23 protein-coding genes are annotated in these 23,520 nt (G+C 68.0%); 7 read left to right on the top strand and 16 right to left on the bottom strand.

Translation table 11 applies throughout. From position 1 onward, the window contains the following. Nucleotides 1-7: 7 nt before the first annotated feature. Entirely contained in the window at nt 8-655 is a 648-nt protein-coding gene (locus tag ACWF99_RS21705; RefSeq protein ID WP_378633741.1) for a TetR/AcrR family transcriptional regulator, read from the bottom strand. 89 nt (nt 656-744) lie between these two features. Between ACWF99_RS21705 and ACWF99_RS21700 the strand changes: the two genes are divergently transcribed. After that, on the top strand, nt 745-1,881 hold the full coding sequence (locus tag ACWF99_RS21700; RefSeq protein ID WP_452537229.1) for an epoxide hydrolase family protein: 1,137 nt from the start codon (nt 745-747) through the stop codon (nt 1,879-1,881). A gap of 103 nt (nt 1,882-1,984) precedes the next feature. Here the strand turns inward: ACWF99_RS21700 and ACWF99_RS21695 are convergent, their stop codons facing one another. Beyond that, nucleotides 1,985-3,115: a GTP-binding protein gene (locus tag ACWF99_RS21695; RefSeq protein WP_452537360.1), complete on the bottom strand. Its 1,131-nt coding sequence runs from the start codon at nt 3,113-3,115 to the stop codon at nt 1,985-1,987. An 89-nt stretch (nt 3,116-3,204) separates the two neighbouring features. On the opposite strand from ACWF99_RS21695, the gene thiD reads away from it, so the two are divergent. Next, nucleotides 3,205-4,053: a bifunctional hydroxymethylpyrimidine kinase/phosphomethylpyrimidine kinase gene (gene thiD / locus ACWF99_RS21690; RefSeq protein ID WP_378633736.1), complete on the top strand. Its 849-nt coding sequence runs from the start codon at nt 3,205-3,207 to the stop codon at nt 4,051-4,053. A gap of 112 nt (nt 4,054-4,165) precedes the next feature. Here thiD and ACWF99_RS21685 read toward each other — a convergent pair whose 3' ends face one another. Beyond that, the gene (locus ACWF99_RS21685) at nt 4,166-4,891 is read right to left on the bottom strand and encodes a TetR/AcrR family transcriptional regulator (protein ID WP_378633734.1); all 726 of its coding nucleotides are present in this window, start codon (nt 4,889-4,891) and stop codon (nt 4,166-4,168) included. Between the two features lie 150 nt (nt 4,892-5,041). Between ACWF99_RS21685 and ACWF99_RS21680 the strand changes: the two genes are divergently transcribed. The 3 genes from ACWF99_RS21680 to ACWF99_RS21670 all read left to right on the top strand — a co-directional run bounded on the left by ACWF99_RS21680 (nt 5,042) and on the right by ACWF99_RS21670 (nt 9,090). Next, nucleotides 5,042-5,668 (top strand): class I SAM-dependent methyltransferase, encoded by a 627-nt coding sequence (locus ACWF99_RS21680; RefSeq protein ID WP_378655787.1) that lies wholly within the window; start codon nt 5,042-5,044, stop codon nt 5,666-5,668. Between the two features lie 69 nt (nt 5,669-5,737). Further along, nucleotides 5,738-7,033, top strand: coding sequence for a glycosyltransferase (locus tag ACWF99_RS21675; RefSeq protein ID WP_452537228.1), 1,296 nt, complete (start codon nt 5,738-5,740; stop codon nt 7,031-7,033). Next, on the top strand, nt 7,030-9,090 hold the full coding sequence (locus ACWF99_RS21670) for a glycosyltransferase family 39 protein (protein ID WP_452537227.1): 2,061 nt from the start codon (nt 7,030-7,032) through the stop codon (nt 9,088-9,090). The genes ACWF99_RS21675 and ACWF99_RS21670 overlap by 4 nt, the downstream gene beginning before the upstream one ends. A gap of 177 nt (nt 9,091-9,267) precedes the next feature. Here ACWF99_RS21670 and ACWF99_RS21665 read toward each other — a convergent pair whose 3' ends face one another. The 10 genes from ACWF99_RS21665 to ACWF99_RS21620 form a co-directional block, all read right to left on the bottom strand. After that, on the bottom strand, nt 9,268-10,047 hold the full coding sequence (locus tag ACWF99_RS21665; RefSeq protein WP_452537226.1) for an SDR family oxidoreductase: 780 nt from the start codon (nt 10,045-10,047) through the stop codon (nt 9,268-9,270). Between the two features lie 74 nt (nt 10,048-10,121). Next, nucleotides 10,122-10,553 (bottom strand): PIN domain-containing protein, encoded by a 432-nt coding sequence (locus ACWF99_RS21660; protein WP_378633721.1) that lies wholly within the window; start codon nt 10,551-10,553, stop codon nt 10,122-10,124. Then, on the bottom strand, nt 10,544-10,750 hold the full coding sequence (locus ACWF99_RS21655) for a DUF2191 domain-containing protein (protein ID WP_358104280.1): 207 nt from the start codon (nt 10,748-10,750) through the stop codon (nt 10,544-10,546). Before ACWF99_RS21655 ends, ACWF99_RS21660 begins: the two co-directional genes overlap by 10 nt. A 70-nt stretch (nt 10,751-10,820) precedes the next feature. Continuing rightward, complete coding sequence (locus tag ACWF99_RS21650; RefSeq protein WP_101465384.1) at nt 10,821-11,435, bottom strand: TetR/AcrR family transcriptional regulator; 615 nt, start codon at nt 11,433-11,435, stop codon at nt 10,821-10,823. 4 nt (nt 11,436-11,439) lie between these two features. Continuing rightward, nucleotides 11,440-12,222, bottom strand: a complete 783-nt coding sequence (locus ACWF99_RS21645; RefSeq protein WP_452537225.1) for an enoyl-CoA hydratase family protein — start codon at nt 12,220-12,222, stop codon at nt 11,440-11,442. A gap of 61 nt (nt 12,223-12,283) precedes the next feature. After that, on the bottom strand, nt 12,284-13,444 hold the full coding sequence (locus ACWF99_RS21640; RefSeq protein ID WP_378633713.1) for an acyl-CoA dehydrogenase family protein: 1,161 nt from the start codon (nt 13,442-13,444) through the stop codon (nt 12,284-12,286). Nucleotides 13,445-13,517: 73 nt separating this feature from the next. After that, nucleotides 13,518-15,512, bottom strand: coding sequence for an acetyl/propionyl/methylcrotonyl-CoA carboxylase subunit alpha (locus ACWF99_RS21635; RefSeq protein ID WP_452537224.1), 1,995 nt, complete (start codon nt 15,510-15,512; stop codon nt 13,518-13,520). Nucleotides 15,513-15,523: 11 nt separating this feature from the next. After that, a complete protein-coding gene (locus tag ACWF99_RS21630; protein ID WP_358061506.1) occupies nt 15,524-17,122 on the bottom strand; it encodes an acyl-CoA carboxylase subunit beta in 1,599 nt (532 codons plus the stop codon). Continuing rightward, a complete protein-coding gene (locus ACWF99_RS21625) occupies nt 17,119-18,270 on the bottom strand; it encodes an acyl-CoA dehydrogenase family protein (protein ID WP_378633707.1) in 1,152 nt (383 codons plus the stop codon). The genes ACWF99_RS21630 and ACWF99_RS21625 overlap by 4 nt, the downstream gene beginning before the upstream one ends. Then, nucleotides 18,267-19,982: an acyclic terpene utilization AtuA family protein gene (locus ACWF99_RS21620; protein WP_452537223.1), complete on the bottom strand. Its 1,716-nt coding sequence runs from the start codon at nt 19,980-19,982 to the stop codon at nt 18,267-18,269. The genes ACWF99_RS21625 and ACWF99_RS21620 overlap by 4 nt, the downstream gene beginning before the upstream one ends. Nucleotides 19,983-20,067: 85 nt before the next feature. Here ACWF99_RS21620 and ACWF99_RS21615 point away from each other — a divergent pair, with 85 nt between their 5' ends. Together ACWF99_RS21615 and ACWF99_RS21610 are read left to right on the top strand one after the other, a co-directional pair. After that, nucleotides 20,068-20,211, top strand: a complete 144-nt coding sequence (locus ACWF99_RS21615) for a hypothetical protein (RefSeq protein ID WP_378633702.1) — start codon at nt 20,068-20,070, stop codon at nt 20,209-20,211. Between the two features lie 49 nt (nt 20,212-20,260). Beyond that, nucleotides 20,261-20,599 carry a hypothetical protein gene (locus ACWF99_RS21610; protein ID WP_378633699.1) on the top strand — a complete coding sequence of 113 codons (339 nt, stop codon included), beginning with the start codon at nt 20,261-20,263 and terminating at the stop codon, nt 20,597-20,599. Here ACWF99_RS21610 and ACWF99_RS21605 read toward each other — a convergent pair. The 3 genes from ACWF99_RS21605 to ACWF99_RS21595 all read right to left on the bottom strand — a co-directional run bounded on the left by ACWF99_RS21605 (nt 20,582) and on the right by ACWF99_RS21595 (nt 23,450). Continuing rightward, entirely contained in the window at nt 20,582-21,436 is an 855-nt protein-coding gene (locus ACWF99_RS21605; protein WP_452537359.1) for an adenylate/guanylate cyclase domain-containing protein, read from the bottom strand. The genes ACWF99_RS21610 and ACWF99_RS21605 overlap by 18 nt on opposite strands. Before the next feature lie 317 nt (nt 21,437-21,753). Beyond that, the gene (locus ACWF99_RS21600; RefSeq protein ID WP_378633697.1) at nt 21,754-22,515 is read right to left on the bottom strand and encodes an ABC transporter permease; all 762 of its coding nucleotides are present in this window, start codon (nt 22,513-22,515) and stop codon (nt 21,754-21,756) included. Further along, entirely contained in the window at nt 22,515-23,450 is a 936-nt protein-coding gene (locus tag ACWF99_RS21595) for an ABC transporter ATP-binding protein (RefSeq protein ID WP_378633694.1), read from the bottom strand. Before ACWF99_RS21595 ends, ACWF99_RS21600 begins: the two co-directional genes overlap by 1 nt. Between the last annotated feature and the right edge of the window lie 70 nt (nt 23,451-23,520).

Below are 23,520 nucleotides of genomic sequence, written 5' to 3'. Positions count from 1 at the left end.
GCCGCGGTCAGGGCTTGCGTTCCCATCGCCAGGCGAATTCGCCGGTCGCCGGGGGTGGGCCCGGCAACTCGCCCTCGGTGGTGAGCCCGTCCACGATCAGCGCGAGGACGCGGTGGCGCAGTTCGGCGGTGCGCACCGGGTCGGGCATCGTGATGGCCGAGCAGGCCTCGAAGATCAGGCCGAGGTCGAGGGCATCGACATCGGGCCGAAGGCGACCGCTGGCGTGCGCGCGGCGGACCAGCTCCTCGCCGGCCTCGCCCGAGTGCACGACGTCGGGCAGCATCGACTCGTCGGGTGTGAAGGTGCCCGCCAGACGCACGGTGAGCGAGTGCACGTCGGCCTCGACGACCCGTTCCAGGAATCCGACGAACCCGCGCCAGCCGTCCGAATCCTCCAACGCCGCATCGGCTTCCGCGTTGAATCGCCGTAGCCCCTCGTGGCAGAGGGTGCGCAGCAGTACCTCCTTGCTCGGATAGCGCCGGTAGAGCGCGCTGATTCCGACGCCCGCCCGTTCGGCGACGGCGGCGATCGGCGCGTTCGGATCGTCGAGGAACACCGCGCGGGCGGCGTCGAGGATCAGTCCGTCGTTGCGCGCGGCCTGCGCCTTGCGACCGGGCAAGCGGGGCTGATCTGCGGTTTCGGTCTGCTTCGCCATGAATACCAGCCTACCACTTGAAACGGAATGTTCCGTTCTGCTATGTTTGAAACAGAACGAAACATTCCGTTTCAATAGGAGGAGTCGACATGACCGCCATCACCCCGTTCCGGATCGACGTTCCGCAGGCCCGCCTCGGCGATCTCGCCGACCGGCTGCGCGGCGCCCTGTACCCCGACGAACTGCCCGGCGTCGGCGATTCCTACGGCGTCCCGGCCGGTCGCGTCCGCGCCCTGGCCGAGTACTGGCTCGAAGAGTTCGATTGGCGCGCACTGGAATCAGAGCTCAACGCCTACCCGCAGTTCACCACCGAGATCGACGGTGAGGACATCCACTTCCTGCACATCCGCTCCACACGCGCCGATGCGACGCCGGTGATCCTCACCCATGGCTGGCCCGGTTCGATCCTCGAATACGTCGACGTGATCGCGCCACTCACCGAGCCGGAATCGGCCGACACGCCCGCCTTCCACCTCGTGATCCCCTCGCTGCCCGGTTTCGGTTTCTCCGGTCCCACCCGCAGCACCGGCTGGAACCGCTACCGCACCGCCCGCGCCTGGGCCGAGCTGATGGCGCGCCTGGGCTACCAGCGCTACGGCGCCATCGGCAACGACGGCGGCTCGATGGTCTCCCCGGAGATCGGCCGGATCGCGCCCGACAATGTGATCGGTGTGCACGTCACCCAGCTGTTCTCGTTCCCGTCCGGCGACCCGGCCGAGTTCGAGGGTCTCTCCGAGGCGGATATGGCCGCGCTGCAACATCTCCAGTGGTTCCACGAGAACAAGATGGCCTTCAACACCCTGCACAGCCAGCAGCCGCAGACCCTGGCCTACGCGCTCGCCGATTCCCCGGTGGGCCTGCTCGGCTGGAACGCGCAGCTGTTCGGTGAGTCGCTCGACGCGCAGTTCGCGATCGCGAATGTGGCGCTGTACTGGCTCACCGGGACAGCGGGTTCGTCGCTGCGCTTCTACTACGAGGACGCACACGCCACCGAGCAGCCGACCGAGCCGACCACGGTCCCGACCGGGCTGGCCATGTTCGCCGGCGATTTCCAGTCGATCCGCCGGTTCGCCGAGCGCGACCACAGCAAGATCGTCAGCTGGAATTCCTACGACACCAGCACGGGTGTGGGCGGCGCGAACGACGCGGCCGGGCACTATGCCGCGCACGAGGCGCCCGCGGTGCTGGTCGGCGACATCCGCGAGTTCTTCGCCGGGCTCGCCTGATTCGTCCAGGTGCCGCGGCCCACGCTCCCCTCATCGGTGCGTGGGTCGCGACCCATTCGAATCATGCACCAGCGCAGTGTGATACGCGCACCAAAGATGCCAATCAGTGATGCTCGTGCAGGTCGGCCCAGGCCGGGAACGGATCGGCGTAGCCGGTCCACGCGCTCGGGCCCGCCGCGAACTCCGCGTCGGTGAGCAGCGCGGCGTCGAGTTCGCGCCGCACGGCGGGGGCGTCGAGGCGCACCCCGATGAACACCAGCTCCTGCCCGGCGGGCACTTCCAGTTCCGACCACCACGCGCCGGGTTCGAAGGTCAGGTTCGGGCCCGCCTGCGACCAGATCGCCGCCAGCTCGGGACGGCTCGCGATCCAGCAGAATCCCTTGCTGCGCAACATCCCCCGCAATCGCTCCAGCGCGGCGGCGAGGCGTTTCGGATGGAAGGGCCGGTCGGCGAGGAAGGTGAAGCTGCTGATCCCGTATTCCTCGGTCTCGGGAGCGTGTCCCCCCGCCAATTCCTCTGCCCAGCCTTCGGATTCGGCCGCGACCACCGGGTTGTAGCGCCCGGTGGCGAGCACTTCGTCCAGGTTCACGACGCCCTTCTCGGTTCGCAGCACGTGTGCTCGCGGGTTGAGCCTTCGTACGGTCGCCTCCACCGTGGCTGCGGCGTTCGCGCTGACCAGGTCGGTCTTGTTGATCAACAGCACGTCGGCGAACTCCACCTGATCGACCAGCAGATCCGCGATCGAGCGGGCATCACCCTCGCCGGCTTCGAGGTCGCGTTCGGTGAGCGCCTGTCCGCGGACGAGTTCGGCCAGGAAGGTCGAGGCGTCGACGACGGTGACCATGGTGTCGAGGCGGGCGATATCGCCGAGGCGGAACCCGTCGTCGAACTCCCAGTCGAAGGTGGCGGCCACCGGCATGGGTTCGGAGATGCCGGTGGACTCGATCACCAGCTGGTCGAAGCGGCCCTCGCGCGCCAGACGCGCGACCGCCTCGATCAGGTCCTCGCGCAGGGTGCAGCAGATGCAGCCGTTGGTGAGTTCGACCAGCTTCTCCTCGGTGCGGTCGAGGTGTCCCTGGCCCGCGACCAGCGCCGCGTCGATGTTGACCTCGCTCATGTCGTTGACGATCACCGCGACCCGGCGGCCGTCGCGGTTGGCGAGGATGTGATTGAGCAGCGTGGTCTTGCCTGCGCCGAGGAAGCCGGACAGGACGGTGACGGGCAGGGGTGTCAGGGTGTTGGTCACGAGTTAATGATAATGGTTTTCATTTGCAGTGCCCAGGTGGGGTCTCGCGACGGCGAGTGCGGTCGTAGGGTTGGGGCGTGAAGATGTTGCCGCTGACCCCCGATGGCCAGACCCCCGTTCGCGCGCTCACCATCGCGGGCACCGACTCCGGTGGCGGCGCGGGCATCCAGGCCGATTCGCGCACCATGGCGCTGTGCGGCGTGCACGCGTGCGTGGCGGTGGCCGCCGTGACCGTGCAGAACACGGTGGGCGTCAGCGGTTTTCACGAGATTCCGCCGCAGGTCGTGGCCGATCAGGTACGGGCGGTCGTGCGCGATATCGGCATCGGCGCAGCCAAGACCGGCATGCTCGCCTCCACCGCGATCATCGAGGCCGTCGCCGGGGTGTGCCGCGAGCTCGGAATCGGGCGCGAGGGCACCATCCCGCTGGTGGTCGATCCCGTCGCGGCTTCCATGCACGGTGATCCGCTGCTGCACGCCGAAGCCCTGGAGGCAGTGCGCAATACGCTGATTCCGCTGGCGACCGTCGTTACCCCCAACCTCGACGAGGTGCGTCTGATCACCGGCATCGAGGTGGTCGACGACGCAACCGCGCGCAAGGCCGCCGAGGCATTGCACGCACTGGGCGCGCAGTGGGCGATCGTGAAGGGCGGGCACCTGCGCGCCTCGGAATTCAGCACCGACCTGCTCTACGACGGCGACACCTTCCGCGAGTTCAGCGCACCGCGCATCGCCACCGGCAACGATCACGGCGGCGGCGACACCCTGGCCGCGGCGATCGCCAGCGCGCTCGCCAACGGCTACCCGGTTCCCGACGCGGTGGAGTTCGCCAAGGAGTGGACCTACCGATGCCTCGCCGCCTCCTACGATCTCGGCGCAGGTCACGGCCCCGTCTCACCACTCTGGAGACTCCACGTCGAGGCCTAGCGTGGCGTCCCGAACTTGTCGGTGCCCAGGTTCATACTGAATCCATCGCACCCCCGTCGACCCCAATGACGTGATCGGCGAGAACAACGGAGTTCGTGCCGGGCGCGAGATCTCAGTCGAGACCGAAAGCCGAGCGCAGCGGTTCCGACGGGTCGATCTTGACCCCGTTGAAGCGAGCGTGCGCCTGCGCCAGCGCCGAGATGCTCTCGGCCAGATAGTCGACGAAGCGCTCGACCGGCATCGCCGATACTTCGCGCTGGTTCGCGCCGAGCCACCAGTCCGTGGCCGAGGCGACCGCGCCGAAAATCGAATAGTTCACCAATTCGATCCCGGTCACGTCGATCGATTCCGTCGGCAGCAGGCCCGCGAAGAATTCCGCCGCCCGCCTCGCCGATTGGCGGGCCGCGACCAGCGCGCGTTCGGTTTCCTTGGCCTGCTGGCTGAAATGGCTGTGCAGCATGAACCGGAAGACATTCGGATGCGCCGACACGACCGCCACATATTCGGTGGCCGCGGTATGGACGAGTTCGCTGATCGAATCGTCGGTGAGATTCACGCTGGTGAGCACGCGCTCCCAGAGCATGTCGCGCACCCGGTCGACGATCGCGTTGTAGAGGTCGGTCTTGTCCTCGAAGTGGCGATACAACTTCGGCTTGGCCGCACCGGCTTCCTTGGCGATATCGCCCATGCTCACATCGGGCCCGACTTGATCGAGCGCCCGGAACGCCGCGTCGACGAATTCGATACGCACCTGCACGCGATGCTCACGCCAGCGTTCGGTCCGCGCGTCGACACGACGCCGCGGCGCCTCGTCCGTCTTGGGGTAACCGCGCGTCACGGTAGTAATACTAGGGCGGGCCGTACCGAGGGTTACGCACCCCACCGAGAGCGGGAACACATTTGCCGAAACAGCAAGATTTCTGGCTCCCTGCGGAGCTGCCGATGCACTATCGAATGATCCTTTCACCCTGACTGACCAGGAGCATCGATGACCGAGACCGTGGCGAACGCCGAAGAGTTCTGGGAAGACTTCTACCGCGAGCGTGCGCAGATCTGGACCGGTAACCCGAACCCCCTCCTGGTGCGCGAGGTCTCCGAGCTGACCCCCGGGACCGCCCTCGACCTGGGCTGCGGCGAGGGCGCCGACGCGATCTGGCTGGCGGAGGGCGGCTGGCAGGTCACCGCCGCCGACATCTCCGCGACCGCGATGGAGCGTGGCGCGCGGCGGGCCGCCGAAGTAGGCGTGACGATCGTGTGGGAGCGCCACGACCTCCAGGCGAGCTTCCCGGCAGGCACCTTCGACCTGGTGTCGGCGCAGTTCCTGCACTCCCCGGTGGAACTGCCGGACGAGCGGGCCGGGATTCTGCGCAACGCGGCGGCCGCCGTCGCGCCCGGTGGCGTGCTGGTGATCGGCGCGCACGCGGCCGCGCCGAGCTGGGCCTCCAGCGAGATGCACGCTCATGTGTTCCCGACCATCGAGCAGGTGCTCGAGCAGCTCGAGCTCGGGCCAGAGTGGCAGGTCGAGACCGCTGAGCTGGTCCACACCCCCTCGACCAGCCCCGACGGTGTGGCCGGCGAGCGCGCCGACAGCGTGCTGCGCCTGCGCCGCGGCTGACCACGATCCCCAGCAACCTCCCAGCCTGGTCCCAGCTCGGTGGCAGCGCGGCCATCGAGCCTGGGTGTCATGACTCAGACCGAGGCCGAGCAGAAGGCCATGCAGAGCAGCCGCACGCCGGTGCTCGACGTAGTGATACCCGTCTACAACGAAGAGGTCGATCTCGGCCTGTGCGTGCGGAGGTTGCACGCCTATCTGCGCGCCGGATTCCCGTTCACGGCCCGCATCACCATCGCCGACAACGCCAGCACCGACGCCACCCTCGCGGTGGCGGAGTTGCTGGCCGCGGAACTCGACGGCGTCGAGGTGCTGCACCTGGACGCCAAAGGGCGCGGGCGGGCCCTACGGGCCGCGTGGGAAGCCTCGGACGCGGCGGTGGTCGCGTACATGGATGTCGACCTGTCGACCGACCTGGACGCGCTGCTGCCGCTGATCGCGCCGCTGGTGTCCGGGCATTCCGATCTCGCGATCGGCACCAGGCTCGACGCGTCGGCTCGGGTGGTGCGCGGACCCAAGCGTGAGATCATCTCCCGCTGCTACAACCTGCTACTGAAAACCACTCTGCGGGCGGGTTTTTCGGATGCGCAGTGCGGCTTCAAAGCCGTGCGCACCGAGGTCGCCCGGGAACTGCTGCCACTGGTCCGGGACGGCGAGTGGTTCTTCGATACCGAGTTGCTGGTGCTGGCCGAGCGGGCGGGTCTGCGGATTCACGAGGTGCCCGTCGACTGGATCGACGATCCCGACAGCCGGGTCGACATCGTCGATACCGCACGCAAGGACCTGCGCGGAATCTGGCGCTTGACCAGGGCGCTGACCACCGGCGCCCTCCCGCTGGACGAGCTGCGGGCCGCTGTCGGGCGGGAACCGCTGGTCGCCGGGGTACCCCTCGGCATGGTCGGGCAGCTGGTGCGGTTCGCGATCGTCGGGGTGAGCTCGACCCTCGCCTACATCGTGCTGTATCTGCTGTTGCAGCCGCTGCTCGGCAGTCAGGGCGCCAATCTGATATCGCTGCTGGTCACCGCGGTGGGCAATACGGCCGCCAACCGGGCATTCACCTTCGGTGTGCGCGGACGCGGCAACGCGATGTCGCACCAGTTCCAGGGCTTGGCCATCTTCGCGTTCGGGCTGGCGATCACCAGCGGTTCCCTGTTCGCCCTGCATCGCTGGGCTCCCGACGCACCCGTGGCGGTGGAACTCACTGTCCTGGTCACCGCCAATCTCGTGGCGACACTCGCTCGTTTCGTCGGCCTGCGCTGGGTGTTCCGGCACGCGGGCGCCGACCGGGCGAGCGTCTCGCCGGTGTTCGTAGCCACCGACAGCGCGGATTCGGCGGCGCGTGCGCACACGGTGGAGGTCCGTCGATGACCACGACCGTCGCACCCTCCCCACCGGCCGATACCGTGCGGGCGAGGCCGACCCGAAAGCGCTGGGAGCACCCAGCGTTGGCGGTGTTGCTGCTCGGCACGCTGATCGCCTATCTCATCAATCTGAGCGCCAACGGCTGGGCCAACGACTTCTATGCCGCTGCGGTACAGGCAGGTTCGCAATCGTGGGAGGCGTTCTTCTTCGGCTCCTCCGATGCCGCCAACTCGATCACCGTCGACAAACCACCCGCTTCGCTGTGGGTGATGGAGCTGTCGGTCCGGTTGTTCGGGCTCAACAGCTGGAGCATGCTGGTGCCGCAGGTGCTGCTCGGCGTCGCGAGCGTCGCACTGTTGTGGGCAACGGTCCGCAGGTCGTTCGGACCCGCGGCGGGGTTGATCGCGGGCACGGTGCTCGCGGTGACTCCCGTTGCGGTGCTGATGTTCCGGTTCAACAATCCCGACGCGCTGCTCGTCCTGCTGATGATCGCGGCCGCGTGGGCGATGACACGAGCGGTCGCGGACGGACGGTGGCGATGGTTGCTGCTCACCGGCGCGTTCATCGGATTCGGGTTCCTGGCCAAGCAGTTGCAGGTGCTGTTGGTGGTGCCACCGTTGGCCCTGATGTATCTGATCGCCGGACCCCCGAAGCTGGGAAAGCGGGTCGCGCAATTGTTCGCCGCCGGTGCCGCGATGGTGGCCGGCGCGGGTTGGTGGATAGCGGCGGTGGAGCTGTGGCCGTCGGATTCGCGGCCGTGGATCGGTGGGTCGCAGAACAATTCGATCATCGAGCTCACCCTCGGATACAACGGACTCGGCCGGTTGAACGGCAACGAGACCGGCAGTGTCGGACCCGGCGGGGAACTGCCCGCCGGCGGCAACGGGATGTGGGGAAGCACCGGGATCACCCGGATGTTCGAACCCGCGCAGGGCGGTCAGATCGCGTGGCTGATTCCGGCGGCGTTGCTCGCGCTCGTGATCGGGCTCGCCTTGCGCGCACGCGCGCCGCGCACCGATGCTCGACGGGCCGCGCTGATCCTCTGGGGCGGTTGGCTTCTCGTCACCGGACTGGTGTTCAGCTTCATGGCGGGGATCTTCCACCAGTACTACACGGTGGCCCTCGCGCCCGCCGTCGCGGCGCTGGTCGGGATCGGGGCCGTGCAGATCTGGGGTTCGCGTGATCGGCGGTGGGTGCGGTGCGCGGGCGCAGTGGCCATCGCGCTCACCACGGCGACCGCGTGGATGTTGTTGTCACGCAGCGCTTCCTTCCAGCCGTGGTTGCGCTGGGCGATCCTTGTCGTCGGTGTCATCGCCACCGTCGCGTTCGTGTTCCCGCCGGCTCGCAAGCAGTCGGTGATCGTGGCGCTCGCCGCGGCCTTCATCGGCCTCGCCGGGCCGATCGCCTACTCGGTCGACACCCTCGCGTCCGCGCATTCCGGTGCGATCCCCTCCGCCGGACCCAGTTCCGGCGGGATGCACGGAATGGGAGGACCCGGTATGCGTCCCGGTGGAGACGGCGGCAGGCCCGGCGCCGATGGATCCGCCAGGGACGGTGCCGCACCCGGCGGTGCGGCCACGGGTGCGCCGACCGGCACGCCGCCGGACGGTGGCGCGCAGGGGCAAGATGGCGCGGCTACGCCGAACGGTGCCGCGCAGGGTACGAACGGCGGTGACCAGCGCATGGGTGGCGCGGGTGGATTGCTGGGCGGATCGCGGCCGAGCGACCAGATCGTCACCCTGCTGGAGTCGAACGGCACCGACTACACCTGGGTCGCGGCGGCCGTCGGTTCCAACAGCGCCGCCGGGTATCAGCTGGCCACCGAACTGCCGGTGATGCCGGTCGGCGGGTTCAACGGCAGCGACCCGTCGCCCACCCTCGAACAGTTCCAGCAATACGTGGCCGACGGAAAGATCCACTACTTCGTCGGTGGTGGGCGCGGCGGTCCCGGCGGGAACAGCGCATCGACCAGCTCGGCGATCACCGCCTGGGTGACGGCCAACTACACCGCGACGACAGTCGACGGAGTAACCCTCTACGACCTCACCCAACCGAAGGCGTAGCTGTCTCGCCGTCAGGCCGGGGCCCGGCGGATCACCCCGATCCGCCGGACCCCGGCCTTCGTGTAGCCGCCCATATGTAGGGCCACCCTGTGTCCCATCGCCGCTACTCGACCCTACGTCGGTCGCGTCGGAGAGCGGGCGCAGCGGCCTTTGCGCGAGCCACCCGGGTGAGCAGTGTCAGCGAGCGGCGGGGACCGTGGCGGCGACCCACTCAGCGAAGGACGGACCGGCCAGGGTGGCGTGCGGGGACGGCAGGAGGGTGCCGTTCTCGAATTGCTCGCGGTCGGGGTTGGCGGAGTCGGAGGTTTCGATGATCTGCAACGAATCGCCGCGGGCCCCGACCAGGACAGTGGCCGCACCGGCCATGGTCTCCGGCTGCGGTCCTGCGATCTCCGGGAACGGAATGTCCTCGGCGGCAATCGGATTCGTGGCGAGATCGACCAGCGCCTCGGCTACTGTTCGAGCGGCGACCAGCTGGGTACGCATACCCGGAACGTAGGCGACGGAGCCTTGCGTACCCCACCCGACCATCACCTCGACGAGTTCGTGGAACTGCGCCGCACGCAGGATCTGCACCGGCAGCACACCTTTGAGAAGTTCCTGCTCGTGGGCGAGCTTGGCGGCGTTGTACCCGGCGAGCGAACCGTCGATCCCGATGATGGACACCACGACCAGCCGCTCGACCCCGGCCCGCTCCCCCGCCGCATGCAGGTTCCGCGCGGAAGCGGTGAAGAAGTCGGTCGCCACCTGCTGATCGGCCGAGGGCGTACTCGACGCGTCGATAACGATGTCGACCCCGGTCAACGCCGCGCCGAGACCCGCACCGGTCTCGATGTCGACACCGTCGGCGCGCGAGAAGGCGACAACGTCATACCCACGCTCGGCCAGCACATCCACCACGTGCCGACCCAGCCGCCCGGTTGCCCCCGCCACCGCGATCTTCTTCTGCTCCACCATGATCCACTCCTTCATCGCTTCTTGCGGGTTCACAGAGTCGACGAAGTAGGCGACCGGAGTGTGACATCACCTGGTCACGACGTCTCGAGACTCCCCCGAGGCGCGACCCAGCGGTGATTGAGGTCCACCACCGATGCGACCGTTTCGAAGTCGGAGTCGTAGTGGAACAGGACAAGGCGGTGTTCTATCGCCAACACCGAAGCGAGCAGGTCATGGATGCCGACCGCGCGGTGGCGGCCCGACCGCGCCAATTCGCGCTGGATAGCAAACGCGCTCTGCCAGTGTTCGTCGTTGGTCGGTAGATACTCGAACAGCGCGCGCCGATCCGATCGGAGCTGTTCGTATTCGACAGGATTGCGCGCGCTGTAGAGGATCTCGGCGTCGATAGCGGCACAGGTGGCGACCATTCCCGCGTCGATGAGCGGCACGAGGTGACCGGCAACCTCCGGACGAGGCATTCGCGCGAGTGCGCTGGTGTCGACCAGGTATCGCGCTGTCACCGCCATACGTCGTCGCGCCGATCCTTATCGGCCATCTCTGCCAGCCCCCCGTTGATGAGCCACTCGACATGACGGGCTCGGGCCGCGGTGACCGCTGCCGAGTGCAGGGCCGCGCGCACGGTATCGGAGACGCCGGTAGTCCCGAGCGCGTCCTGCGCGGACTCGAGTAGCTCGTCGTCGATCTCGATCAGGCGTTTGGTCATCGCACAGTCCCTCGATATATATTCCCCCATGCCCGAACTATATACCTCGAAACGACCAGGTCACAAGGGTTCAGTGGGACAGGTTCAGGGCGGTGTGGAGGGTGGCGGCCCACTGGTCGACGATCAGTTTGCGGCGAGCGGAGTCGTCGGTGAGGACGTCGGCGAGGCCGAGTCCGCGAGCCAGGTCGAGGGTGGCCTGGACGAGATGGTGGGTGACCGGGTCGGAGTCGTCGACGCCGAGGGCTTCGATGGCGCGGCGGTGGGAGATGCGGCCGAACCGGGCCTCGAGGGGCAGGATGCGTTCGCGCAGGGCCGGGTCGGCGGCGGCGTGGGTCCAGACCTGGAGCGCGGCTTTGAAGAACGGGGTGGTGTAGGACTCGACGAGCGCGGAGACGACGGCGCGCGTGCGGCCTTCACCCTGGGCGACCGCGTTCACCGTTTCGGCCTCGGCCTTGGCCTGGTCCATCCGGAACTCGAACATGAACTCGAGCGCGGCGGTGATCAGGTCCTCGCGGGTGGGGAAATGGTGCTGGGCGGCGCCGCGCGACACCCCGGCCCGCTCGGCGACCACCGACACGGTGGCGGCTGCCCAGCCGGTTTCGGCCAGGCAGTCGATGGTCGCCTCCAGCAGCCGCTGCCGGGTGGCCCGGCTGCGGTCCTGCTTGGGTTCGTGGGGTGTCGCCATCGGACTATTGTGCCCAGCTGGGCGGACGCTTCTGGAAGAAGGCCGTCATGCCCTCGATCACCTCGGGGGTGCCGAAGAAGCTCGCCGACCGCTCGGCCAGTGCTTCGGCCTCGGTGTCGAACGTAGCCAGCACCGCCGCGTTGACCAGTTTCTTGGACTCGGCCAGTCCCTGCGGCGACCCCTTGCGCAGCTCGCCACTCAGGCGTTTCACCTCGGCGGCGGCGTCCTGCGCGGCCACGGTGACCAGGCCGATCTCCTGCGCGGTCGCGGCGTCGAACTTCTCGCCGGTCAGGAAGTAGCGGCTCGCGGCCCGCTGGTCCAGGCGCGGCACCAGCGTGAGCGAGATCATGAACGGCGCCATCCCGATGCGCACCTCGGTGAGCGCGAAACTGCTGCCAGGCCCCGCCACGACCAGATCGCAGGCCCCGATGATGCCCATGCCGCCGGCCCGGACGTTGCCGTCGATCTGCGCGATCACCGGCTTGGGCGAGGCGAGGATGCCGCGCAGTACGTCGATCATCACGCGGGTGCGTTCGTCGGCGGCCACCGCCGGGTCGGCCGTGCTCGCCTCCTTGAGGTCGGCGCCCGCGCAGAAGGTGTCACCGGTGTGGGCGAGCACGATGCCGCGCACGGCGGGATCGGCGCCCGCGGCGTCGAATCCGGCGAGCAGCTCACGAACGAGCTTGGACGAGAGCGCATTGCGGTTGTGCGGGGAATCGAAGGTTAGCGTGGCGAACCCGTCGACGACCTCGTAGCGGACGAACGGTGTTTCCGTCGCGTCACTCATCGGGACTCCTGTTCATCCGGTAGGGGTGGTCGCCCCGCTTCCGGGGCGACCACCGTTGTGCCTAGTACGAGCGCGGCAGGCCGAGCGAATGCTGGGCGACGAAGTTCAGGATCATCTCCCGGCTGACCGGCGCGATGCGCGAGATACGCGCGGCCTGCAGCATGGCTGCCAGCCCGACCTCACGGGTCAGGCCCGAACCGCCGTGGGTCTGAATCGACTGGTCCAACGCTTTGATGCTGGCTTCCGCGGCCGCGTACTTGGCCATGTTGGCCGCCTCGGCGGCGCCGAACTCGTCGCCGGTGTCGTAGAGCGTCGCGGCCTTCTGCATCATCAGCTTGGCCAGTTCCAGCTCGATCTTCACCTGGGCCAGCGGATGCGAAATACCCTGGTGCGCACCGATGGCCGTCTTCCACACCGTGCGCTCCTTGGCATACTCCACGGCCCGGTCGATGGCGTAGCGGCCGAGGCCGACCGCCATCGCCGCGCCCATGATGCGCTCGGGATTCAGTCCGGCGAACAGCTGGGCGATGGCCGCGTCCTCGGAACCGACGAGGGCGTCGGCGGGCAGGCGCACGTCGTCGAAGAACAGCGTGAACTGGTTGTCCGGCTCGATCACGTCCATCTCCTGGACGTTCTTCACCAGGCCGGGCGCGTCCACCGGCACGATGAACAGCGCGGGCTTGAGCTTGCCGGTCTTGTGGTCCTCGGTCCGCGAGACCACCAGGATGGCCTCGGCCTGATCGACACCGGAGATGAAGATCTTGCGGCCGTTGAGGATCCAGTCGCCGCCGTCGCGGCGGGCGGTGGTGGTGATCTGGTGCGAGTTGGAGCCCGCGTCGGGTTCGGTGATCGCGAAGACCATCTTCGACGAGCCGTCGGCCAGCTTGGTCAGCCAGTTCTGCTTCTGCGCCTCGGTGCCGTACTTGGTGATGATGGTGCCGCAGATGGCAGGCGAGACGACCATCAGCAGCAGCCCGGCGCCCTGCGCCGCCAGCTCCTCCTGCACCAGCGCCAGCTCGTACATGCCCGCGCCACCGCCGCCGTACTCCTCGGGCAGGTTCACGCCGAGGAAGCCGAGCTTGCCCGCCTCGTCCCACAGCTCGGTGAGGGGCTCGTTCTTGCGCGAGAGCGGCAGCACGTAGTCGCGGTAGTTGTACTTGCTCGCCAGCGAGGCGACCGCCGCGCGCAGCGCCTTCTGCTCTTCGGTTTCGATGAAGCTCATGCCTCCACCTCGCTGACGCTCGGCTGCGGCATGCGCTCCGCGCGCTGGCACATGATTCTCTCGCTTCGCTCGTTCATGCCTGCTCCTGCTCTTCTTCCTCGACGACGGCGAGGACGGTTCCGACCTCGACCTGCTGGCCGACGGTCACGTTGAGTGCACTGAGAATGCCGGTCGCCGGGGCCGCGATGGTGTGTTCCATCTTCATCGCCTCCAGCCACAGAATGGGCTGCCCCTGCTTGACGTGGTCGCCTTCGGCGGCACCGAGGCGGATCACGCTGCCGGGCATCGGCGCGAGCAGCGAACCGGCGGCCACCTGCTCCGACGGGTCGGTGAAGCGGGGCAGCCTGCGCACGGCCACCGGGCCGAGCGGGGAGTCGACCGCGACATGATCGCCGTAGCGGGCGATCTCGAATTGCCTACGCACCGAACCACGTTCACCCGGCACACCGAGAATTACCCGATCGGGCGCGACCGAGATGAGCTCGAGACCGTCGTGGCCCTCGACCGCGACACCCGTGCGGGTGAAGCGGTAGCACACCTCGTGGGTGCCGGAGGTGCGGCTTTCGTAAGACTTGGTCTGCGGCAGCGAAGACAGGTTGCGCCAGCCACTCGGGGTGAGTCCGGCCAGGCGCGAGGTGCCCCGATTGGCAGCCGAATCGGCAAGCGCCGCAGCGACAATCGACAATGCCTCGTCGGCCTCCGATACCAGCGGCGCCGAGAGCACGGCCAGGTCGTGGGTGGCGAAGAAGGCGGTGTCGGTGTCGCCGGCGAGGAACGCCGGGTGCCGCAGCACGCGCACGAGCAGGTCACGGTTGGTGACAAGGCCGTGGATCTTGGCGCGCTGGAGCGCGGTGGCGAGCAGATGTGCCGCCTCAGCGCGGGTTTCGGCGTAGGAGATGACCTTGGCGAGCATCGGGTCGTAGTGGACGCCGACCACCGAGTCGTCGACGACACCGGTGTCCAGGCGCACGCCTGGCCGGTCGAGAACCGTGAACTCACCAGCGGTGAAGGGGATCTCGATCTTGTGCACCGGACCGCTCTGCGGCTGCCAGTCGTGCGCGGGGTCCTCCGCGTAGAGGCGCACCTCGATCGAGTGGCCACGCTGGGCGGGCTGGGTCGCGGGCAGTGGCAGACCCGACGCCACCTGCAACTGCAGGCGGACCAGGTCGAGGCCGGTGGTCTGCTCGGTGACCGGATGTTCCACCTGGAGACGGGTGTTCATCTCCAGGAAGAAGAAGTCACCCTTCTCGTCGGCCAGGAACTCGACGGTGCCCGCGCCTTCGTACCCGATCGCCTCGGCCGCCAGACGCGCCGCCTCGAACAGCCGATCGCGCATGCCGTCGATCTTCTCGACGAGCGGCGAGGGCGCTTCCTCGACGACCTTCTGATGACGACGCTGGATCGAGCACTCCCGCTCGCCGACAGCCCACGTCTTGCCGAAGGTGTCCGACATGACCTGGACTTCGATGTGCCTGCCGGTCTCGAGGTAGCGCTCGCAGAACACGGTCGGATCACCGAAGGCCGACTCGGCCTCGCGCCGAGCGCCCGCGATCTGATCCTGCAGTTCGCCCAGCTCGCGCACCACGCGCATACCGCGTCCACCACCACCGGCGGACGCCTTGATCAGCACGGGCAGGTGCGCGTCGGTGACCTCGGCCGGATCGAGCTCGGCGAGGACGGGGACACCGGCGGCGTCCATCATCTTCTTGGACTCGACCTTGGAGCCCATCTGCTCGATCGCCGCGACGGGCGGGCCGATCCAGACCAGACCCGCGTCGAGCACGGCGCGCGCGAATTCGGCGTTCTCGGAGAGGAATCCGTACCCGGGGTGGATCGCGTCGGCACCGGCCGACAGCGCGGCCTCGATGATCAGCTCGCCACGCAGATAGGTCTCGGCCGGAGTGTTGCCGGGCAGCCGGATGGCAGCATCGGCCTCGGAAACATGCGGTGCCGCGGCGTCGGCGTCGGAGTAGACCGCGGTGGTACCGATGCCCATCCGACGGCAGGTGGCGAACACGCGGCGCGCGATCTCACCACGATTGGCAACGAGGACATTCGTAATGGCCATGTTGTCGCGCCTCACATTCGGAAGACGCCGAAGCCCTCGGCGCCCTTGATCGGGGCTGTGTGAATGGCCGACAGAGCCATCCCCAGCACAGTGCGGGTGTCGCGGGGGTCGATGATGCCGTCGTCGAACAACCTGCCCGACAGGAACATCGGCATGGCCTCGGCCTCGATCTGCGCCTCGACCATCGCGGCGAGACCAGCGGCGGCCTCCTCGTCGAACGGCAGGCCCTTGGACTCGGCCGCGCCGCGCTGCACGATGGTGAGCACGCCGCCCAGCTGCGCCCCACCCATGACGGCGGATTTCGCACTCGGCCAGGCGAACAGGAAACGCGGGTTGAACGCGCGCCCGCACATGCCGTAGTGCCCGGCGCCGTAGGAGGCGCCGACCAGCAGCGAGATGTGCGGCACCGTGGAGTTGGCGACCGCGTTGATCATCATCGCGCCGTGCTTGATGATGCCGCCGTGCTCGTACTCCTTGCCGACCATGTAGCCGGTGGTGTTGTGCAGGAACAACAGTGGCGTGTTCTTCTTGTTGGCCAGCTGGATGAACTGGGTGGCCTTCTGCGATTCCTCGGAGAACAGCACGCCGCGCGCGTTGGCGAGGATGCCGATCGGGTAGCCGTTGATCTCGGCCCACCCGGTGACCAGGCTCGAGCCGTAGAGCGGCTTGAACTCGTCGAAGTCGGAACCGTCGACCACGCGGGCGATGACCTCGCGGGGATCGAACGGGATCTTCAGGTCCGAGGGCACGATGCCGAGCAGTTCCTCGGGATCGTAGATCGGCGAGATCACCTCCGCGCGCGGCTCCGGGCCCTGCTTCTTCCAGTTCAGGCGACGAACGATATTGCGGCCGAGGCGGATCGCGTCCTGCTCGTCGGCGGCCATGTAGTCGGCCAGACCGGAGGTGCGGGCGTGCATCTCGGCGCCGCCGAGGGTCTCGTCGTCGGAGTCCTCACCGGTGGCCATCTTCACCAGCGGCGGGCCCGCGAGGAAGACCTTCGCGGCTTCCTTGACCATCACCACGTAGTCGGACATGCCGGGGATATAGGCGCCACCGGCGGTGGAGTTGCCGAAAACCAAGGAGATGGTGGGGATCCCGGCCGCCGAGGCCTGGGTGAGGTCGCGGAACATCGCGCCACCCGGGATGAACACTTCCTTCTGCGTCGGCAGGTCCGCACCACCGGACTCGACCAGCGAGATCACCGGCAGACGATTCTCCCGGACGATGTCGTTGATGCGCAGTGTCTTACGCAGCGTCCACGGGTTCGACGTGCCGCCGCGCACCGTCGGGTCGGGCGCGACGATCATGCACTCGACACCCTCGACAAGGCCGATACCGGCGATCGTCGACGCGCCGACGTGGAAGTCGCTGCCCCACGCGGCGAGCGGGCACAGCTCGAGGAACGGCGAGTCCTCGTCGAGCAGCAGCTCGATGCGCTCACGGGCGGTCAGCTTGCCGCGCTTGTGGTGGCGGGCCACCTTCTCGGGGCCGCCCCCGGCGATGGCCTTGGCGAACTCCGCCTCGACCTCGGTGAGCTTGGTGGACATCGCCTCGGCCGCCGCGGTGTACTCGGGCGAGGCGGTGTCGATGAGGGAACGGAAGGTCGTCACGACTGGTACCCCAATACTTTCGACGCCAGCATGGTCAGGATCTCGTTGGTGCCGCCGCCGATGCCGATGATGCGCACATCGCGGTAGATGCGCTCGACCTCGGCCTCGCGCATGTAGCCCATCCCGCCGTGCAGCTGCACGGCCTGGTTGGCCACCCATTCGGCGGTCTCGACGGCGTTGTTCTTGGCGAAGCACACCTGAGCGATCAGGTTCTCCTCACCGGCGACGTAGCGCTCGACGAGCGCCCGGGTGTACGTGCGCGAGATATCCACGCGCTGCGCCATATCGGTGAGCGTCATCTGCACCTTCTGGCGGCTGATCAGCGGGCGGCCGAAGGTCTCGCGATCGCGGCACCACTGCACGGTGAGGTCGAGCGCGCGCTGGGCCAGCGAATACGCCTGCACCGCGAGGCCCACCCGCTCGCTGACGAACGCGGCGGCGATCTGCGCGAAGCCGCTGTTCTCGGCGCCGACCAGGTTCGACGCCGGAACCCGTACGTCCACGTACGACAGCTCGGCGGTATCCGAGGCCAGCCAGCCCATCTTCTCCAGCTTGCGGCTGACGGTGAAGCCCGGCGTGTCCTTCGGCACCACGATCAGCGAAACACCGGCCGCGCCGGGGCCGCCCGTGCGCACCGCGGTGACGACGAAGTCGGCACGGCAGCCCGAGGTGATGAAGGTCTTGGCGCCGTTGATGATGAAGTCCTCACCGTCGCGCACGGCCGTGGTGGTGAGGTGGCCGACATCGGAACCGCCGCCGGGTTCGGTGATGGCCAGCGAACCGATCAGGTCACCGGCCAGCGTCGGCTTGGCCCACTGGTCGATCTGGGCCTGGTTGCCCGAGGCGATCATGTGCGGCAGCGCGATTCCGCAGGTCAGCAGTGAGGCCCACAGCCCGCCGGACGCTCCGGCGACATGGATCTCCTCGCCCACGATCACCGAGTCGATGGCGTTGCCGCCCTCGCCACCCGCCGATTCCGGGTACTCGATGCCGAGCAGGCCGAGTTCGCCTGCCTTCTTGTGCAGCTCGCGCGGCAGTTCGCCGGCCCGCTCCCAGGCATCGAGGTCGGGCAGGATCTCCCGCTCGACGAACCCGCGCACGGTGGCGCGCAGCTCTTTTCGCTCCGGCGTTTCCCAAACTGAGGTCATGCGAACAGCTCCGTCGGCATATCGATGTGGCGGGAGCGCAGCCATTCGCCGAGCCCCTTGGCCTGCGGGTCGAAACGTGCCTGGTAGGCGACGCCCTTGCCGAGCAGGCCGGAAATGATGAAGTTGACCGCGCGCAGGTTGGGCAGCACGTGGCGGGTGACGGTCAGTTCGGCCGTCTCGGGGAGGAGTTCTCGCAGCTTCTCGACGGTGAGGGTGTGCACGAGCCAGCGCCACTGGTCGTCGGTGCGCACCCACACGCCGATATTGGCGTCACCGCCCTTGTCGCCGCTGCGGGCGAGCGCGATCGTGCCGAGCGGGACTCGACGGGTCTCGGTGGGCGGCAGGGGTGCGGGCAGTTCTGGTTCGGAAACAGGCTCGAGGACAACGGTTTCCGTGGCAGGGGCGATGTCGACGCGGGTACCGTCCGACAGCACGGCGAGATGCGGCACCTCGTGCGCGTCGACGAAGCCCGGGGTGAAGACACCGTAGGGCGAACCGTTTCCGGGCAGCGCGGTGAAGCTGGCGCCCGGGTAGCTCGCGAGCGCCAATTCCACAGCGACACTGGAGAACCCGCGACCGACCTTGTTCGGGTCGGCATCGCGCACCACACAGCGCAGGATCGCGCTGGCCTGCTCTTCGGTCTCGGCGTCGGGGCGATCGAGGCGAGCCAGGGTCCAGGTGAGCTCGGCGGGCTTGTCCGGCAGCCAGGATTCCAGCTGTCGTTGTGCCAGGGCGGCTTTGGCCTCGATATCGAGTCCGGTGAGGATGAACGACATCTCGTTGCGGAAGCCGCCGAGAGTGTTCAGCGAGACCTTGAGCTGTGGCGGCGGGGCCTCACCGGTGACGCCGCTGATCAACACCCGGTCCTTGCCCTCCTGGCTCAGCACGATGCTGTCCAGGCGGGTGGTGACATCGGGTCCGGCGTAGCGCGCGCTCTGGATCTCGTACATGAGCTGGGCTTCGACGGTGTCGACAGTGACCGCGCCACCGGTGCCGTCGTGCTTGGTGATCACGCAGGAGCCGTCGCGCCGGATCTCGGCGATCGGGAAGCCGGGGCGGCCGATGTCACCGAGTTCGGTGAAGAAGGCGAAGTTGCCGCCGGTGGCCTGAGTGCTGCACTCGATCACGTGGCCCGCGACCACGGCACCGGCGAGCGCGTCGTAATCGGTACGGGCCCAACCGAAGTGGGCCGCCGCCGGACCCACGATCACGGAGGCGTCGGTGACCCGGCCGGTGACGACGATGTCGGCGCCGGAGTTCAGGCACTCGACGATGCCCCACGCGCCGAGATAGGCGTTGGCGGTGAGCGGCTGACCCAGGTCGAGCTCGGCGGCCCGCGAGACCAGGTCGTCGCCTTCTACGTGCGCGATCTCGGCATCGAGCCCGAGCTCGGCGGCGACCTTGCGCAACTGCTCGGCCAGCCCGGCCGGATTCAGCCCGCCGGCATTGGTGACGATCTGGACGTTCTTCTCGAGCGCGAGCCCGAGACAGTCCTTGATCTGCTTGACGAAGGTCTTGGCGTAGCCGAGGCTCGGATCCTTCATCCGGTCGCGGCCCAGGATCAGCATGGTGAGTTCGGCGAGGTAGTCGCCGGTCAGCACGTCGAGCTGACCGCCTTCCAGCATCTCGCGCATGGCGCTGAGCCGGTCACCGTAGAACCCGGAACAATTCCCGATCCGGATCAGGTCCGGGTCAGCGGAGAGAGCACTCATGGCACCCAGGATCGCAGCGGTTCAGAAAAAAAGCAAGCATGCGTGCTTGTTAATTCCGTGCAATCGACCAGGCAAGATGGAACCCATGCTGTCCGTCCTCCTCTTCGCCCTCGCCGGATTCCTGCTCGGCGGCGCGTACACGACCTGGAAGAACAACCGCCCGGTGGCGATCGGTTTGATCGTCGCCGCTGTCCTCGCGGGCCTCGGCGCCGCGCTCTGGCTGGAATAGCAAGGCTTTCGCAAGATCAGGGCAAGGCAGGGGCTGTTGGCTTGCCGACATGTTCACTTGGTATGTCGGCCTGCTCGCGCTCAGCGGCCTCGCGATGATCATCATGGCCAACGTCGACAACGGCCGCAGCCAGCTCTCGCGCGCGCTCAACGCGGTGTTCGGCATCGCGTTCCTCGGATACGCGGGGTACTTGTGGTTCGTGTTCGAAGGCGGCGACTACCTGATCTTCTTCCACGCGTTCATCCTGCCGGTGCTGCTCATCATCGACTTCGTTCGTTCGACGAACTGGCAGGCGCTGACCACCAAGCCGACCCCGACCCAGCAGGCGTTCCGCGCCTACTGGAAGGAACAGGATCGGCTGGAGAAGCGCTCAGCCCGACGTGTGTAGCTTGAAGATCCTGACGTCTTCCGGGACGCCGTTCAGCGGCGCCGCCCAGAAGTTGCGCTTGTAGGGTTTGGCGACAACACCCAGCTCATCGAGGGTTTCCGGACGCAACGCGGCCAACGTGATGCTGGATATCATCGTGTTGCCGTTGCCGCCCGCCTCCATCATCCTGGCAGCGATATTGACGTCGACGCCGAGCCAGTCGCCGCCGATCTCCCGGGGCGAGCCGGTGTGCAGACCGACCCGCATCCGCGGGGTGTAGCCGTTGATCTCGACCCCGGCGAGATTGCGCCGGGCCGCCAGCGCGGCGCGCACGGCACGATCGGGCGAGGAGAACACCGCCATCAGACCGTCGCCCATCCGCTTGACCACCTGACCGCCACGCTCGACGATCGGCGGCTCGATGGCCTTGGCGACCTTGCGCAGCAGTTCCAGGGTGCGCTCGTCGCCCACCGACAGCGACCAGCTCGAGAACCCGACCAGGTCGGTGAACACGATGGTCACCTCCTCGGAGCCGCGCCCACGGCCGATCCGCTCCAGCCCCGCCTGCCACACCTGCAGGGCACCGAAACCGATTTCCCTGGCCGCGGTCGGGGCGCCGCCCGCGATCTTGTCCGCCGCCCGGGCCACCGCGCGCGCACCACCGGGTCCTGTCACCGACAGCGGGTCGCCGAAGGCCGGGTCGCCGGGCAGCTGTTGGCGTGCCCTGCGCAGGGCGCCGATCAGGTCCGCCCGCCGGTTGGCCGCTTGCAGCTTCGACGAGATCTGGGCGCGCTTGCGGCTCGCGCGCGCATCGGTGTCGGACTCGGCGGATTCACTCACGATCGGCTCCAACGGGATGGACACGTCCGCGGCGTCGCGCCGCCGCGGATTCACCCCGCCAGAAGGCGTTTCACTCACGCTCAAAGGTTAGCCGATCCGCCTCCCCGAGACTTCCAGCCAGACTCAGGCGCAGGGGGACGAGGTGACGCGGCCGACGGTTCCGCCCGTGGGGCACGTTCGCCCGTGCCAAGTGAGTTACCCATGTCTTCACTGAAGATGCGCGAGCCCCCGGCGTCCGGGCAGCGGACGCCGGGGGCTCATGCAGGGGCGACCTCCCGACAAGGTCGCGGCCCTCGCGGCCCGGGCGATTACGAGGGCGGCCCGGGCTGGCTTTATCAGGCGTCGCGGCGGTTGACCAGCACGAGCGCGCCGGCGAACACGATCGCCACGAACACGGCGAAGTAGATCAGGCTTCCCCACACGCCCCAGTGCCAGTCGCCTGCGTACTCCTCGACGCTCAGGAAACGGTTCGCGTTCTGGAAGGGCAGGAACGGCTTGACGGTGCGGCCGAAGCTGCCGAACGCGCCGAGCAGGTTCTCCAGCAGCAGCGACCACAGCACGATCAGCGAGATCGCCGCGGCCGACTGGCGCACCAGCACACCGACGCCGATGGCGAGCATGACGCACAGGAACGCGTAGATCGGCACGCTGTAGATGGCCCGCCAGTTGCCGTCGAGCACGAGACCGGGGGCGTCGTCACCGGTGATCAGCTTGGCCACGATGAACGCGATGAGCGCGAGCACACCGGTGAGCACGGCCGAGTAGAAGCCGACCAGCGCGGTCTTCGACAGCACGACCTTGGATCGGTTCGGGACCGCGAGGAAGCTGGAGCGGATGACGCCGAAGCGGTATTCGCTGGTCACCGTCAACGCGGCCATGATCATCAAGACCATGACGCCGAAACCGGCGACACCCGACACCGCCACGCTCGGGGTGAGCAACGGCGGGCCCTCGCCGGAATCCCCGGTGGAGTCGGCATTGGTGACCAAGGCGATCAGCACGGCGAGGCCGATGCCGAGCACCACCACGACCGCCGAGCACCACCAGGGCGAGCGGGTGGAGGTGAGTTTGATTCGTTCCGCTGCGAGCACGCCCATCAGAGCGCACCTCCCATCGCCTGTTGATCGAAGCTTTCACCGTGGTACTCCACGGCGCCGCCGGTCATCCGCATGAACGCTTCCTCGAGCGAGGCCTGCTGCGGTGCCAGCTCGTAGAGCGTGACGTTGTTCGTGCCCGCCACCTTGCCGACCTCGTCGGAAGTGACGCCCGCGACGATCAGCGCGGCATCGCCGTCTTCCTTCACGGTCATGCCGTGCGAGGTGAGCAGGCTGCGCAGCTGATCCAGCTGCGGGCTGCGCACGCGCACCGACTGCTCGGAGGCGCGGTCGATGAACTCCTGGGTGGTGCCGTCGAACATCAGCTGACCACGACCGATGACGATGAGCTGCTCGGCGGTCTGCGACATCTCCGAGAGCAGGTGGCTCGACACGAGCACCGTGCGGCCCTCGGCGGCCAGGCGCTGCATGAACCGGCGGATCCACAGGATGCCCTCCGGGTCGAGGCCGTTGACCGGCTCGTCGAACAGCAGCACCTTCGGGTCGCCGAGCAGCGCGCCCGCCAGGCCGAGACGCTGGGACATACCGAGCGAGAATCCGCCCGCGTTCTTGTTCGCCACCTCGGACAGGCCGACCAGGCGCAGGACCTCTTCGACCCGCGACTTCGGGATGTCGTTGGAGGCGGCCAGCCACTCCAGGTGGGCGCGCGCCGAGCGGTTCGGATGCACCCACTTGGCATCCAGCAGCGCGCCGACCTGCGTGAGCGGGCGTTCCAGCTGCTGGTACTGCTTGCCGTCGATGAGCGCGCTGCCCGCCGTCGGCTTGTCCAATCCGAGGATCATCCGCATGGTCGTCGATTTACCGGCACCGTTGGGTCCGAGGAACCCGGTCACCAGTCCTGGTCGGACGGTGAACGTGAGGTCCTGCACCGCGACGGTCTGGCCGAATTGCTTCGTCAGGCCCTTCAGCTCGATCATGCGCCCCAGCTTGCCTCACGATCGCCGTGCCGCGCGTCGCCGAGAAGTAGCGAGTCGGGTCATCCTCGAG

The organism is Nocardia sp. NPDC055002 (genome assembly GCF_053608825.1).
Note: the sequence above shows the minus strand (reverse complement) of the source record. Positions and strands in the feature narration are given on the sequence as shown.

Excerpts from the sequence above, each read along its gene's own strand:
- ACWF99_RS21705 (WP_378633741.1), bottom strand. The coding sequence starts at position 655 with ATGGCGAAGCAGACCGAAACCGCAGATCAGCCCCGCTTGCCCGGTCGC.
- ACWF99_RS21700 (WP_452537229.1), top strand. The coding sequence starts at position 745 with ATGACCGCCATCACCCCGTTCCGGATCGACGTTCCGCAGGCCCGCCTC.
- ACWF99_RS21680 (WP_378655787.1), top strand. The coding sequence starts at position 5,042 with ATGACCGAGACCGTGGCGAACGCCGAAGAGTTCTGGGAAGACTTCTAC.
- ACWF99_RS21675 (WP_452537228.1), top strand. The coding sequence starts at position 5,738 with ATGACTCAGACCGAGGCCGAGCAGAAGGCCATGCAGAGCAGCCGCACG.
- ACWF99_RS21670 (WP_452537227.1), top strand. The coding sequence starts at position 7,030 with ATGACCACGACCGTCGCACCCTCCCCACCGGCCGATACCGTGCGGGCG.
- ACWF99_RS21665 (WP_452537226.1), bottom strand. The coding sequence starts at position 10,047 with ATGGTGGAGCAGAAGAAGATCGCGGTGGCGGGGGCAACCGGGCGGCTG.
- ACWF99_RS21660 (WP_378633721.1), bottom strand. The coding sequence starts at position 10,553 with ATGGCGGTGACAGCGCGATACCTGGTCGACACCAGCGCACTCGCGCGA.
- ACWF99_RS21655 (WP_358104280.1), bottom strand. The coding sequence starts at position 10,750 with ATGACCAAACGCCTGATCGAGATCGACGACGAGCTACTCGAGTCCGCG.
- ACWF99_RS21650 (WP_101465384.1), bottom strand. The coding sequence starts at position 11,435 with ATGGCGACACCCCACGAACCCAAGCAGGACCGCAGCCGGGCCACCCGG.
- ACWF99_RS21645 (WP_452537225.1), bottom strand. The coding sequence starts at position 12,222 with ATGAGTGACGCGACGGAAACACCGTTCGTCCGCTACGAGGTCGTCGAC.
- ACWF99_RS21640 (WP_378633713.1), bottom strand. The coding sequence starts at position 13,444 with ATGAGCTTCATCGAAACCGAAGAGCAGAAGGCGCTGCGCGCGGCGGTC.
- ACWF99_RS21635 (WP_452537224.1), bottom strand. The coding sequence starts at position 15,512 with ATGGCCATTACGAATGTCCTCGTTGCCAATCGTGGTGAGATCGCGCGC.
- ACWF99_RS21625 (WP_378633707.1), bottom strand. The coding sequence starts at position 18,270 with ATGACCTCAGTTTGGGAAACGCCGGAGCGAAAAGAGCTGCGCGCCACC.
- ACWF99_RS21620 (WP_452537223.1), bottom strand. The coding sequence starts at position 19,982 with ATGAGTGCTCTCTCCGCTGACCCGGACCTGATCCGGATCGGGAATTGT.
- ACWF99_RS21615 (WP_378633702.1), top strand. The coding sequence starts at position 20,068 with ATGCTGTCCGTCCTCCTCTTCGCCCTCGCCGGATTCCTGCTCGGCGGC.
- ACWF99_RS21610 (WP_378633699.1), top strand. The coding sequence starts at position 20,261 with ATGTTCACTTGGTATGTCGGCCTGCTCGCGCTCAGCGGCCTCGCGATG.
- ACWF99_RS21600 (WP_378633697.1), bottom strand. The coding sequence starts at position 22,515 with ATGGGCGTGCTCGCAGCGGAACGAATCAAACTCACCTCCACCCGCTCG.
- ACWF99_RS21595 (WP_378633694.1), bottom strand. The coding sequence starts at position 23,450 with ATGATCGAGCTGAAGGGCCTGACGAAGCAATTCGGCCAGACCGTCGCG.